Source organism: Streptomyces sp. NPDC049837 (genome assembly GCF_040674455.1).
Taxonomy (GTDB): Bacteria; Actinomycetota; Actinomycetes; order Streptomycetales; family Streptomycetaceae; genus Streptomyces.
In genome coordinates, this window is the sequence record NZ_JBFAMP010000004.1 from 96,332 (window position 1) to 109,228 (window position 12,897).

Genomic DNA, 12,897 nt, shown 5'->3' on the forward strand with positions numbered 1-12,897 from the left:
CACCGGCGCCACCACCATCCGGGCGGAACGATGAGCGGCTTTCCCTACCGGTGTGATCAAACTATTGACGCGCGCCGCCACGGCCGCCTCACTCGCCGCCCTGCCCCTGACCCTCGCGACCCCGGCCACCGCCGCCCAGGCCGCCGAGACCCTCCCCCTCGCCGAAGCGGTCGCCTCCCTCCCCCTCGCCACCGAGTCCCGCACCGGCTACCAGCGCACGAGCTTCCGCCACTGGAACGCCGGCGCCGTAGCCGATGACGGCTGCAACACCCGCGCCGAAGTCCTCCTCGCCGAAGCCACCGAAGCCCCCCGCGTCCTGCCCGGCTGTCAACTGATCGGCGGCCGCTGGTGGTCCTACTACGACCGGACCTGGGTCACCCCCTCCGGCCTCCTCGACATCGACCACATGGTCCCCCTCGCCGAAGCCTGGGACAGCGGCGCCTCCCAATGGACCCACAAACGCCGCGAGGCCTACGCCAACGACCTCGGCTCCCCCACGTCCCTCGTCGCCGTCACGGCCCGCTCCAACCGCAGCAAGGCCGACCAGGACCCCTCCGAATGGCTCCCCCCGGCCCAGGAGGTCCACTGCCAGTACGCCGCCGAATGGACCGCCACCAAACTCCGCTGGTCCCTATCCCTCGACCCCACCGAACGCCAGTCCCTCACCACCCTGGCCACCGCCTGCCCCACCACCACGGTCACCTACGAGCCCGCCCCGTAAGCCCCGCACATACGCCAGAGGCCCCGGACTTCCGTCCGGGGCCTCTGGCTCACTGTGCACTCGGCAGGATTCGAACCTGCAACCTTCTGATCCGTAGTCAGATGCTCTATCCGTTAAGCTACGAGTGCTTGTGCTTCCCGGGCTTTTCTGCCCGGTCGGCGTTGCGGGAACAACATTACATGACCTGCGCCGTCACGCGAAATCCGTTAACCGCACCCCCTCTGACCTGGGCAAATGCCTGCTGGACAAGATCGGGAACCCAGGAACGGCCGAAGCCCCGGCCGTGGGGCCGGGGCTTCGGGTGGTGCGGCGGAGGCGGAGGGATTTGAACCCTCGATGGGCTTTAAGACCCAAACCGCATTAGCAGTGCGGCGCCATAGACCGGACTAGGCGACGCCTCCAGTGCGCGCACTCGCGCAGGCGCGAGTGGTGCGTGCAGATGATGACACAGTCCAAGGGGGTGTCACCAATCGATCCCCACGGTACTAGGCGGGCGGGGCGCAGGGCAAAGGCGTTCCGTGGGGGTGGTGGCGGTCGGCTTGCGCAACGCGCGGGGGGCTGGAGCGTTAGTGGGGTGAGGGATGCCGGGCATCCCGACGGATCCGTACCCCCAGGAGTTCGTATGCTGCGTCGCCTCGTCCTCACCTCCGCCGCGTCCCTCGCCGCGCTCGGTGCCGCCGCGCCCGCCGCCGTCGCGGGCGGGGGCGGGCCCCTGCCGTTGCCGCTGCTGGCCGGGACCGACTCGCTGACCATCACCGTGAAGAACTCGGGCAACCCGATGGCGGACGGCACCTTCGAGCTCAAGTGCGGGCTGCGGACCGCCGAGGGGAACCACCCGAAGGTGCAGGGTGCGTGCGACCGGCTCGAGGAGCTGGCCCAGGAAGGCAGGGACCCGTTCGCGCCCGTCGCCAAGGGCCAGATGTGCACCCAGCAGCACGGCGGGGACGCCACCGCGCACATCACCGGGACCTGGCAGGGCCAGGACGTCGACGCCCACTTCAGGCGGACCGACGGCTGCGAGATCGCCAGGTGGGACGCCCTGAAGCCGGTGCTGCCGATGGCCCGGTCGTAGAGGAACCCGCACACAACCGCCGTCGGGCCCACATCACCTGCCTTTAGACTCCCTCCAGTGACAGGCCGAGTGGGAGGAAGCGTCGTCGTGAGCAGCAGGCCATCCCGAGGCGCTGCTCGCCTCGCAGCCATACTCGACGCGCTGCCGGACGGGCTCGTACTCGTCAACTGCAACGGCACGGTCGTCAACGCCAACACCATCGCCCTCGAGATGTTCGAGGCGCCCGGTACGGCGCTGGTCGGGCGCGGGCTGCTCGATCTGCTGCCCGCGTTCGACTCCCGGCTCATCCCGGGCTCGATGCGCCGGCCCGAGGCCGCCGACGAGCGCGGCCGGACCAAGCCGGCCCGGATGATCGCGCGGCGTACGGACGGCAGCGAGTTCCCGGTCGAGGTGACCAGCGCGAGCCTGGAGGACGGGCGCGAGGCGTACGACTCGTACGGCAGTGCCTATACCGGTGACGAGCTGCTGATGCTCGTGGTGCGCGACCTGTCCGGGACGATCGACACCGAGGCCGAGCTGGCCCGCTCCCAGCGGCAGACCGAGATGATCCTGCGCGCCGCCTCCGAGGGCGTCGTCGGCACGGACACCGACGGGCGGATCGTCCTCGTCAACCCGGCCGCCGCCCAGATACTGGGCTGGCGGGCCAGCGACCTGGGCGGCAAGGAACTGCACGGGCTGATGCTGCACTCCCGGGCGGACGGGGAGCCGTTCCCGTTCGAGGAGTCGCCGCTGGCCGACACCCTGCGGTCCGGGCGCAAGCACCGGGTGCGCGGGCAGGTGGTGTGGGCCAAGGACGGTTCCCCCGTACCGGTCGACCTGACGACGGCGCCGGTACGGGACGGGGAGCAGTTGGTCGGTGCGGTGATGACGTTCACCGACCGGCGCCCCTACGAGGAGCAGGAGACCCGGCACACGGCCGAGGTCACGGAGCTCAGGACGCTCCACGCCGACGAGGTCACCGAGCTGACCGAGCGGCACGCCACCGAGATGGCCGACCTCAGCGAGCGGCTCTCCGTCGAGATCGAGCAGCGCGAGGAGCGGTACGCGGCGCTGGCGGCACGGCACGCCCAGTTGACGGCCGTGCTGGGCGACTCGCTGCGCGGGCCGCTGGAGGAGCTGCGCCGCGAGCTGGGCACGCTGGCCGCCGACCCGGCCGGTCAGCTCTGGCCCGAGGCGAACCAGGTGCTGCACCATCTGGCCGCCGGGTACGCCCGGATGACGACGCTCGTCGACAACGTGCTGGGCTACCAGCGGCTGGATGTGGGGGACGAAGCGCTCCGCAAGGAGAAGGTGCTGCTCGACGCGGTCGTCGCGGCCGGTGTCGAGGGCGCGGTGGAACTCATCGGGCCCGGGCGGGTGCAGTTCGCCGTGCACGCCCCGCCGATAGAGGCGGAGGTCGACGGCGTACGGATCTCGACGGCGCTCGCGCACCTGATCGCGGACGTCGCCGGGGTCGACTCCACCGGCAAGGCCCGGCTGGTGCCGGGCGGCGGGTACGTCGACTCGACGATCGTCGTCGCGGCGGCGCAGCGCGGCGACGTCGTACGGATCGAGGTGCGCGGCCCGTACGCCGGTGGCGACCCGGTGCACGAGCCGATCGTGCGCGGGATCGTACGGGCGCACGCCGGTGTGCTCCAGACGCACGAGGTGCCGGGGATGCCCGGCAGCGCCTACGTGCTGGAGGTGCCGCTGGGCGAGGGCGCCGGGACGGTGAAGCCGGTAGCGGAGGCGCCGGTGGCTCCGGAGGCGTCGGTTGCTCCGGAGGCGTCGGTTGCGGTCGTGCCTGCGCAGGCGTCCGGTGAAACCTCCGGGGGCGGGACGTCCGGCGGCGGGCGGCGGCGGGCGCGGCGCGCTTCGACTGAGGCGTTCCTGGAGAGCCCCGTACAGGCCGAGGACCCGGTGGCCGCGAAGCCGACCGGGCGGCGGCGCGGGCGGCCGAGCCCGGCGGAGGCAGGCGTGGCCGGGGCGCCGGCCGAAGGGGCGGTCGTGACGGCTGCCGAGAGCGCGCAGGGCCGTGCGGCGCTCGGTGAGACGGTGCCGCCGCAGGGCGTGCCCGCGGACGCGGTGCCGGTTCCGGCTGCCGGGCGCCGGGCGCGGCGCGGCGGCGAGGGCGCCATGCCGGCGCTTCCCGCGGCCACGGCTTCCGCTCCGGCTCCGGCTCCGGCTTCGGCTGCCATTCCTGCTCCGGCTCCCGCTCCCGCTCCTTCTCCTGCTCCCGCTTCCGTTCCCGCTCCGGCCGCCGAGCAGGCCGGGCGGCGGGCCCGCCGGGCGCTCGGGGCGGCCCAGGACCGGACGGCACCGGCGCCCACGCCCGCTCAGGCGCCCGAGGGCGGTGCCCGCACCGCGTTCGCGCTCCCACCCGCCGCGGCGGACCGGCGCCCCGAGGAGCGCCCCCACGACGAGGGCCGCCACGACGCGGTACGCACCGAGCCGGGCGCCGACCACACTCCGCCGCAGCCGCACCCGGTGCAGCCGGCTCCGGCGCCCGCCCCGGCACCCGCGCCCACGGGCCGTCGGCGGGCCGCCCAGGAGACGACCGCCGGGACCGGCAGCGGCACCGGTTCCGTACCGCTCCCGCCGGAGGTGCCGTCGGGCGACGCCGGGGCCTCCAACGGTCAGGGGCGGTCGTTCAGCGTGCGCACCCTGGGCCAGGGCGTGCCGTTCGCCCAGCAGGTCGCCCAGCAGCAGCAGTCCTCAGGCTCCGGGCGCCGCCGCAAGCTCGCCACGCCCCCGGCGGAGGGCGAGCGGCCGGCCGCCACGCCCGAGCAGAGTGCCCGGCCGCACCCGCAGCCCCCGGTCCAGCCGCAGCCCGCGACACCGGCCCCGGGGACGCCCACGCCACCGCCGCAGCGGCTGTCCGCCCCGGCCGAGGGGCGGGCGTACGAAATAGGAGCACCGGACGAGGACGCGGCCGAGGGCCCGGAGCCGCTGGACGGGCCGGGCGGAGCCGTGGAGGTGGCCAACGAGCCGCCGCCGCTGCCCGTCGACGACGAGCTGCCGCCCGAGCCGCTCGACAACCCGCGCCGGCTGCTGGTGTGGCCCGCCCCGGACGTCTCCACGCAGGCGGCGCTCAGCGAGCGCGGGTACCGGCCGGTCATCGTGCACTCCCGCGAGGAGGTGGACGCCCAGATCGCCGCGTTCCCGGCGGCCCTGTTCGTCGACCCGCTGACCGGGCCGATCACGCGCACGGCGCTCCAGTCGCTGCGCCAGGCGGCGGTGGCGGCCGAGGTGCCGGTGCTGCTGGCGGCGGGCCTGGGCCAGGCGACGCGGGAGGCGGCGTACGGCGCCGATCCGGCCGTACTGCTCAAGGCGCTGGCGCCTCGGGACAGCGAGCAGCACCCGTCGCGGGTCCTGCTCATCGAGGAGCAGGAGGAGATCGCGCTCGCGCTGACGGCGACGCTGGAGCGGCGCGGGATGCAGGTGGCGCGGGCGGCCACGGACAGCGAGGCGGTCACGCTGGCCGCGCAGATGCGGCCGAACCTGGTGGTGATGGACCTGATGCAGGTGCGCCGCCGCCGGGCCGGGATCATCGACTGGCTGCGGGCGAACGGGCAGCTCAACCGTACGCCGCTCGTCGTCTACACCTCGGCGAGCCTCCAGCAGGCGGAGCTGCCTCAACTGTCGTCGGGCGAGACGGTGCTGTTCCTGGCGGAGCGGTCGACGAGCGCCGAGGTGCAGTCGCGGATCGTGGACCTGCTGGCGAAGATCGGTACGAACTGACGGTACGCGGGACGCAAGAGGGGCGCCCCCGCGTGGGGGCGCCCCTCTTCGCAGCCGTCAGAGCCGCGTGACGTCCAGCTCCCCGTTCGCGTACTGCTTGCGGATCACCTTCTTGTCGAACTTCCCCACGCTCGTCTTCGGCACCGCCGGGACGGTCGCCCAGCGCTCGGGGAGCTGCCACTTCGCGATCGACTCGCCGAGGAAGGCACGCAGCGCCTCGTAGTCCACCGTGGCGCCCTCCTTGAGGACCACCGTCGCCAGGGGCCGTTCGCCCCACTTGTCGTCCGGGACGGCGACGACCGCCGCCTCCGTGACCTCGGGGTGGGCCATGAGGGCGTTTTCGAGCTCCACCGAGGAGATCCACTCGCCGCCCGACTTGATGACGTCCTTCGCCCGGTCGGTCAGGGTGAGGTATCCGTCCGGGCTGATCACTCCGACGTCGCCGGTCTTGAGCCAGCCGTCCGCCGTGAACTTGTCCTCGGGCCGCAGCGGTTCACCGGTCACGCCGCCGTAGTAGGCGCCCGCGATCCACGGGCCGCGGACCTCCAGCTCGCCGGCCGACTCGCCGTCCCAGGGCAGGATGTCGCCGCCGGGCCCGGCGAGGCGGGCCTCGACGCCGGCGGGGAAGCGGCCCTGGGTGATGCGGTACGGCCACTCCTCCTCGGCCGTGAGGCCGGCGGGCGGGTTGGACATGGTGCCGAGCGGCGACGTCTCCGTCATGCCCCAGGCGTGGCAGAGGCGGACGCCGAGCTTGTCGTACGCCTCCATCAGGGACGGCGGGCAGGCGGCGCCGCCGATGGTGACGGTGGCCATGGACGAGATGTCCCGGGGGTTGGCGGTGACCTCGGCGAGGAGGCCCTGCCAGATGGTGGGGACGGCCGCCGCGTGCGTGGGCCTCTCGCGCTCGATCATCTCGGCGAGCGGGGCGGGCTGGAGGAAGCGGTCCGGCATCAGCATGTTGACGCCGGTCATGAAGGTGGCGTGGGGCAGACCCCACGCGTTCACGTGGAACTGGGGCACGACCACCAGGGTCGTGTCCTTGTCGGTCAGGCCCATCGACTGGGCCATGTTCACCTGCATCGAGTGCAGGTAGATGGAGCGGTGGGAGTAGACGACGCCCTTGGGGTCGCCGGTGGTGCCGGAGGTGTAGCACATGGCGGCGGCGGAGCGTTCGTCCAGCTCGGGCCAGTCGTAGGTGGTGGGGCGGCCGGCGATGAGCTCCTCGTACTCGTGGACGGCGGGCGCGGCGCCGTCGAGGAGCGAGCGGTCGCCGGGGCCGGAGACCACGATGTGCTCGATGGTCGGCAGGTGCGGGAGGAGCGGGGCGAGGAGCGGGAGGAGGCTGCCGTTGACGAGGACGACCCGGTCGGCGGCGTGGTTGACGATCCAGATGAGCTGCTCAGGGGGCAGCCGGAGGTTGAGGGTGTGGAGGACGGCGCCCATGGAGGGGATCGCCAGGTACGCCTCGACGTGCTCGGCGTTGTTCCACATGAGCGTGGCGACCCGGTCGTCACCGGTGACGCCGAGTTCGTCGCGCAGGGCGTTCGCGAGCTGGGTGGCCCGTGCGCCGGCCTCCGCGAAGCTGCGGCGGTGCGGGGCGTCGGCGTCGCCGGTCCAGGTGGTGATCTGCGATGTCCCGTGAATCGTCATCCCGTGGTGGAGGATGCGGGTCACAGTCAGTGGTACGTCCTGCATGGTGCTCAGCACGGCGTCCTCCCGTTGGGCGCTACGTGGCAGTTGGGTGTGCAGATTCTGCGCACATACCACGCGGTATGTCACTACCCGGGAGTAGATCGGGACGGGCCGATCACCGTACGGGGGACAGCTCCGGGTCCTCGCGGAGCTTGCCGAGCGCCCGGGAGACGGCGCTCTTGACGGTGCCGACGGAGACCCCGAGGACCTCCGCCGTCTGGGCTTCGCTGAGGTCCTCGTAGTACCGGAGCACCACCATGGCCCGCTGGCGGTCGGGCAGCTTCATCACCGCGCGCCACATCGCGTCGCGCAGCGCCTGCTGCTCGGCCGGGTCGGGTTCGGGCAGCCCGAGGGGTTCGGGCAGCTCGTCGCACGCGAACTCGTCGACCCGGCGCTTGCGCCACTGCGAGGTGCGGGTGTTCAGCAGCGCGCGGCGCACGTAGCCGTCGAGCGCGCGGTGGTCCTCGATGCGCCCCCAGGCGACGTACGTCTTGGCGAGGGCGGTCTGGAGCAGGTCCTCGGCGTCGCACGGGTTGGCGGTCAGCGACCGGGCGGTGCGCAGCAGCACCGGTCCCCGGGTCCGTACGTACGACGAGAACGACGGGTAGGAGGCGTGTCCGGTGGCGGCTGTGGAGGCCCCGGTGCAGACGGTGCCGGCGGTCGCGGTCATAGGTACACGCTATGAGCGGGCGCGGCCCTTGGGGATCGCCCACAGGTGCCGAACCCGGGTCCGCCTCAGGTTGTAGGGGCGCGGCCCACCGCACCTCCTGTGGGTGGAGGTGCCGGGTGCGGCGGGTCAGGGTCCGGTGTCCGGGGCGCCCAGGATCAGGCCGGAGGTGGGTACGCCGGTTCCGGCGGTGACCAGGGCCGTGGCCGCGCCGGGCACCTGGTTCACGGAGGTGCCGCGCAGTTGGCGGACGGCTTCCGCGATGCCGTTCATGCCGTGCAGGTACGCCTCGCCGAGCTGGCCGCCATGGGTGTTGAGGGGCAGGGTGCCGGCGGCGACGTAGTCGGCGGCCTCGCCGGGGGCGCAGAACCCGAACTCCTCCAACTGCATCAGCACGAAGGGCGTGAAGTGGTCGTAGAGGATGCCGACGGCGATGTCGGCGGGGCGGAGGCCCGAGGTGCGCCAGAGCTGCCGGGCGACGACGCCCATCTCGGGCAGGCCGGTGAGGTCGTGGCGGTAGAAGCCGGTCATCGCCTCCTGCGCCCGCCCGGCTCCTTGTGCGGCGGCGACGACCACGGCGGGCGGGTGGCGCAGGTCGCGGGCGCGCTCGGCGGTGGTGACGACGAGCGCCTGGCCGCCGTCGGTCTCCTGGCAGCAGTCGAGGAGCCGCAGGGGCTCGGCGATCCAGCGGGAGGCGGCGTGGTCGGCGAGGGTGATGGGCCTGCCGTAGAAGTACGCGGCGGGGTTCGTGGCCGCGTGGCGGCGGTCGGTGACGGCGACGTGGCCGAAAACGTCGGGGGTCAGACCGTACGTGTGCAGGTAGCGCTGGGCGGCCATCGCGACCCAGGAGGCCGGGGTGAGCAGCCCGAACGGGAGCTGCCAGCCGAGCGCGGCGCCTTCGGCGGTGGGCTCGCGGTGCTGGACGCCGGCGCCGAAGCGGCGGCCGGAGCGTTCGTTGAAGGCGCGGTAGCAGACGACGACCTCCGCGACGCCCGTGGCGACGGCGAGGGCGGCCTGCTGGACGGTGGCGCAGGCGGCGCCTCCGCCGTAATGGATGCGGGAGAAGAAGGACAGCTCACCGATGCCGGCCGCCTGGGCGACGGTGATCTCGGGGCTGGTGTCCATGGTGAAGGTGACCAGGCCGTCCACGTCGGCGGGGGTGAGCCCGGCGTCGTCGAGGGCGGCGTGCACGGCCTCGACGGCCAGCTTCAGCTCACTGCGCCCGGAGTCCTTGGAGAACTCGGTCGCGCCGATCCCGACGATGGCCGCCCGCCCGCCGAGCGTGTCGGCCCCGCGTACGCTCACGATCCCACCACCCCCATGACGGTCACCGTGCCGGTGACGTGGTTGCCCAGCCGGTTCGCGCCGACGATCCGGACGGTGACCGTGCCGGATCCGTCGTCCACGTCGGTCACCGTGCCGGTCAGCGTCATCGTGTCGCCGGGGTGATTGGGCGCGCCGAGCCGGATGGCGACCTTGCGGAGGCGGGCGCGGGGGCCGAAGTGGTCGGTGACGTACCGGCCGACGAGACCGTTCGTCGTCAGGATGTTCATGAAGATGTCGGGGGAGCCCTTCTCCTTGGCGAGCTCCGCGTCGTGGTGCACGTCCTGGTAGTCGCGGGAGGCGATGGCGCCCGCGACGATCAGCGTGCGGGTGACCGGGACGCTCAGCGGCGGCAGTTCGTCCCCGGGCTTCATCCGGCCTCTCCCCCTCGTATCCCTGGTACCCCTGGCACCCCTCGGAAGACGGGCAGTTCCAGGTCCTCGTCGACGCGCAGGAACTCCAGCCGGACCGGCATGCCGATGCGCACCTTGTCGTACGGGACGCCGGTGATGTTGCTGATCACGCGGACACCCTCCGCCAGCTCGATGAGCCCGACCGCGTAGGGAGGGTCGAAGGCCGGGAAGGGCGGGTGGTGCATGACGACGTACGAGTAGACCGTCCCCTCGCCGCTCGCCGCGACCGTGTCCCACGCGCCCGACCCGCACGCGTTGCACCCCGGCAGCCACGGGAAGCGGAGCGTGCCGCAGCCGGTGCACCGCTGGATCAGCAGTTCGTGCGCGGCGACGCCGTCCCAGAACCCGGCGTTGTCCCGGTTGATCACGGGCCGGGGCCGCTGATGCTTGCGGCGGGGCTTGGCGGGCGCGTACTTGAGGATGCGGAAGCGGTGCGTACCCACGAGCCGGCCGTCCACCCGTACGTCCGTCCGCGTGGTGACGAAGTGCCCGGTCCCCAGCTTGGTGGTCTTGCGCCCGGACACGGACTCGATAACCGCGTCGAAGGTGACGGTGTCGCCGGGGCGCAGGTCGCGGACGTACTCCTGCTCACAGTCGGTCGCGACCACCGAGGTACAGCCGGCGCCGTCGAGGAGCGCGAGCAGCTCGTCGTACGCGTCCGAACGGCCGGTGTGACCCGTGTGCCCGGACAGGCCGCCCATGGTCCACACCTGGAGCATGGTGGGCGGGGCGATGGCGTCGGGCCCGGTGTACGCGGGGTTGGTGTCGCCCATCGCCTCGCACCAGTGCCTGATCATGGGCGCGTTGACGGGGTCCTTGCCGACGCCGGCGGTGGTGGCGGGCCGTCCTTCGTACGCCTTCAGCCGCTCGTACAGGTCGTCAGTCACAGTTTCTGACTGTCCGTCAGATATCGAGCCGCTGTCAAGACGGCAGGGACGACGGACGGCCTGTACGCCGGTACCGGAGTACCGCCGCACAGGCCGCCCTTCACCTCGTCCCCATGCCCCCTGCGGGCCGGCCTACCAGAGGTTGGTGAAGGTCACCGTGGGGGTGCTCTGACCCACGGCCGTGAAGCCGGGGCCGTTCGCACTCGTGGTGTTGCTCTGGTTGGAGCCGCCGCCGTTGGCGACCTGCTGACCGGTCGTGGAGTTGCCCGCGTTCTGACCACCGACCCCGCTGCCGCTGATCGAGGCGGCGGACGCGTTCGATCCGCCGCTCGCGAGACCACCGGTGTCGGCGTGGGCCACACCCGCGAAGAGCCCGACGGCGAGGGGCAGTGCGGCGACAGCGGCGATGACGCGAGCGGTACGGATGCTTGCCATGTAAGTCCTCCAAGAGCCACGTGCGGAAGTACGGCTTGTTCCCAGGCAGTTGGCCGACCGCCCTGGGCGAGTTCTCGACGTCGCGGTTCAAGAGTTGCCCACCGAATCCCCGGCGAACCAGCCCGGAGCACCCATTTCCCCCGCAAGCGTGAGGACAAGTCGATAAACATCCTCCGCTCACCCAAAACCGCAGCTCAGGGCGTGGCAGGCCGCCGGAGCGCCACCCAAGGCCGCCGCACCCAAGAGGGGAATCGTTCCGGCGCATTTTCAGCCAATCTTTCCCCCACCCTCCCCGCCTCCCCTCCCCCTTCCCTTATTCGAACGAACGTACGAGCATGGAGTCATGGCCGCTACAGACCGGCGCTCCGCCACCCTGGCCCTGGCCCACGCCCTGTCCGCCGCCGAGCGGGGGCTGCCCGTCATCCCCCTGTCGCCGACCAAGCTCCCCGCCCTGCCGTCCCCGCACCGCGGCGCCCCCGGACCGGTCCCCTGCCGGGGCGAGTGCGGCCTGCCCGGGCACGGCGTCCACGACGCGACGGCCGACCCCGCCGCCGTACGCGCCCTGTTCGCCCTCGCGCCCTGGGCGACCGGCTACGGCATCGCCTGCGGGCGCCCGCCGCACCACCTGATCGGCGTCGACCTCGACACCGAGCCGGCCGTCCTCCAACGCCTCGCCCGGGAGCGGGGGTTCACCGTCCCGGCCACGGTCACCGTCCTCACGCCCAGCGGCGGGCACCACCTGTGGCTGACCGGCCCGCCCGACGTGATCGTCCCGAACTCCGCCGGGCGCCTCGCCCCCGGCATCGACGTCCGGGGCGCCGGCGGCTACCTGGTCGGCCCCGGCTCGGTCACGGCCCGTGGCGCCTACCGCCTGGCCCCCGGCACGGCGGCCCTGGCTCCGGCCCCCTGCCCGCCGGCCCTCCTCCGCCTCCTGGCACCCCCGGCCCCGACCACCACCAGGCGGGCCCCCGCCAACCCGCCGCGCGGCGAGGGGCTGGTCCGCTTCGTGCTCGCCGCCCACGAGGGACAGCGCAACACCCGGCTGTTCTGGGCGGCTTGCCGGGCGTACGAGAACGGCATCGGCGACGCCCTCGCGGACGCCCTCACCGACGCCGCCGTACGCACCGGCCTCACCGCCCACGAGGCGCGGGCCACCATCGCCTCGGCGGCCCGCCTCACGGTGCCGCGATGAGCAGGTGGCCGGCGAGCGCGATGATCAGGGCGCTGGAGAGCAGGGCGGTGACGAGCCGCCCACGGCCGCCCGTGAGCACCCTGCCGAGCAGCGCGCCGCCGCAGGCCAGCAGCAACTGCCAGCTCGCGGACGCGAGGAAAGCGGCGAGCACGAACACGGCCTGCGCCGGACCGCCCGCGTCACCGGCGCCACGGCTGCCAATCACGAGCGCCGCGAAGTAGATCACGGTCATGGGGTTCAGCAGGGTGATCCCGAGGAGCCCCAGGTACGCCCGCAGGGCCCCGACCGGCGCCTCGTCGTCCCGCGCCGCCGCCTGCCGCCGCCGGTACTGCCGTACGGCCACCACGCCACCGCGCGCGGCCAGCGCCACCAGCACCACGGCCGACGCCCACCGCAGCGGCACCATGACCGGTTCGAGGACCGGCCCGAGCGCGGAGCCGCCGACGGCGGCGACCAGCGCGTACAGCCCGTCGGCGGTCGCCACCCCGAGCGCGGCGCACGCCCCGACCCTCAGGCCGGTCCGGGCGGTGAGCGCCACCAGATACGCCCCGACGGCCCCCACCGGTATGGCGATCCCGTACCCGGCGAGCGCCCCCGCGACCAGCGCGGCGATCACGAGCGCGCGGAAGCCGGCTCCCGCCAGGGCCGCCCGTACTGCTGTCGCCCGCACACCGGACGTACGGCGGCGGACGGCGACGGGCGATGGCTACGAGAGGTCATGCCCCGATGCTGGCGCCGCCCCGACCAACCCGGCAACGCATTTACCCCGCTAGGC

General features: G+C 73.2%; 11 protein-coding genes and 2 tRNA genes. 4 read left to right on the forward strand and 9 right to left on the reverse strand.

Annotated features, from left to right (window positions below):
* Nucleotides 1–52: 52 nt before the first annotated feature.
* Nucleotides 53–721 carry an HNH endonuclease family protein gene (locus AB0J57_RS11850; RefSeq protein WP_366127910.1) on the forward strand — a complete coding sequence of 223 codons (669 nt, stop codon included), beginning with the start codon at nt 53–55 and terminating at the stop codon, nt 719–721.
* Between the two features lie 55 nt (nt 722–776).
* On the opposite strand, the gene AB0J57_RS11855 is transcribed toward AB0J57_RS11850, so the two are convergent.
* A tRNA-Arg gene (locus AB0J57_RS11855) sits at nt 777–849 on the reverse strand.
* 182 nt (nt 850–1,031) lie between these two features.
* Nucleotides 1,032–1,122 (reverse strand) — tRNA-Ser (locus AB0J57_RS11860).
* Between the two features lie 221 nt (nt 1,123–1,343).
* Between AB0J57_RS11860 and AB0J57_RS11865 the strand changes: the two genes are divergently transcribed.
* Together AB0J57_RS11865 and AB0J57_RS11870 are read left to right on the forward strand one after the other, a co-directional pair.
* Nucleotides 1,344–1,793, forward strand: coding sequence for an SSI family serine proteinase inhibitor (locus AB0J57_RS11865; protein ID WP_366127911.1), 450 nt, complete (start codon nt 1,344–1,346; stop codon nt 1,791–1,793).
* An 87-nt stretch (nt 1,794–1,880) separates the two neighbouring features.
* The gene (locus AB0J57_RS11870; protein WP_366127912.1) at nt 1,881–5,513 is read left to right on the forward strand and encodes a PAS domain-containing protein; all 3,633 of its coding nucleotides are present in this window, start codon (nt 1,881–1,883) and stop codon (nt 5,511–5,513) included.
* Between the two features lie 57 nt (nt 5,514–5,570).
* On the opposite strand, the gene AB0J57_RS11875 is transcribed toward AB0J57_RS11870, so the two are convergent.
* From AB0J57_RS11875 to AB0J57_RS11900, 6 genes are all read right to left on the reverse strand, one after another.
* The gene (locus AB0J57_RS11875) at nt 5,571–7,220 is read right to left on the reverse strand and encodes a long-chain fatty acid--CoA ligase (protein ID WP_366127913.1); all 1,650 of its coding nucleotides are present in this window, start codon (nt 7,218–7,220) and stop codon (nt 5,571–5,573) included.
* A gap of 100 nt (nt 7,221–7,320) precedes the next feature.
* On the reverse strand, nt 7,321–7,875 hold the full coding sequence (locus AB0J57_RS11880) for a SigE family RNA polymerase sigma factor (protein WP_366127915.1): 555 nt from the start codon (nt 7,873–7,875) through the stop codon (nt 7,321–7,323).
* 126 nt (nt 7,876–8,001) lie between these two features.
* A complete protein-coding gene (locus tag AB0J57_RS11885) occupies nt 8,002–9,177 on the reverse strand; it encodes a lipid-transfer protein (RefSeq protein ID WP_366127916.1) in 1,176 nt (391 codons plus the stop codon).
* The gene (locus AB0J57_RS11890; RefSeq protein ID WP_366127917.1) at nt 9,174–9,569 is read right to left on the reverse strand and encodes a MaoC family dehydratase; all 396 of its coding nucleotides are present in this window, start codon (nt 9,567–9,569) and stop codon (nt 9,174–9,176) included. Before AB0J57_RS11890 ends, AB0J57_RS11885 begins: the two co-directional genes overlap by 4 nt.
* Nucleotides 9,566–10,495 (reverse strand): bifunctional MaoC family dehydratase N-terminal/OB-fold nucleic acid binding domain-containing protein, encoded by a 930-nt coding sequence (locus tag AB0J57_RS11895; protein WP_366127918.1) that lies wholly within the window; start codon nt 10,493–10,495, stop codon nt 9,566–9,568. The genes AB0J57_RS11890 and AB0J57_RS11895 overlap by 4 nt, the downstream gene beginning before the upstream one ends.
* 132 nt (nt 10,496–10,627) lie before the next feature.
* Nucleotides 10,628–10,930, reverse strand: coding sequence for a hypothetical protein (locus AB0J57_RS11900; protein ID WP_366127919.1), 303 nt, complete (start codon nt 10,928–10,930; stop codon nt 10,628–10,630).
* 343 nt (nt 10,931–11,273) lie between these two features.
* On the opposite strand from AB0J57_RS11900, the gene AB0J57_RS11905 reads away from it, so the two are divergent.
* Nucleotides 11,274–12,122 (forward strand): bifunctional DNA primase/polymerase, encoded by an 849-nt coding sequence (locus tag AB0J57_RS11905; RefSeq protein ID WP_366127920.1) that lies wholly within the window; start codon nt 11,274–11,276, stop codon nt 12,120–12,122.
* On the opposite strand, the gene AB0J57_RS11910 is transcribed toward AB0J57_RS11905, so the two are convergent.
* Complete coding sequence (locus tag AB0J57_RS11910) at nt 12,106–12,738, reverse strand: LysE family transporter (protein ID WP_366128499.1); 633 nt, start codon at nt 12,736–12,738, stop codon at nt 12,106–12,108. The genes AB0J57_RS11905 and AB0J57_RS11910 overlap by 17 nt on opposite strands.
* Nucleotides 12,739–12,897: the final 159 nt, after the last annotated feature.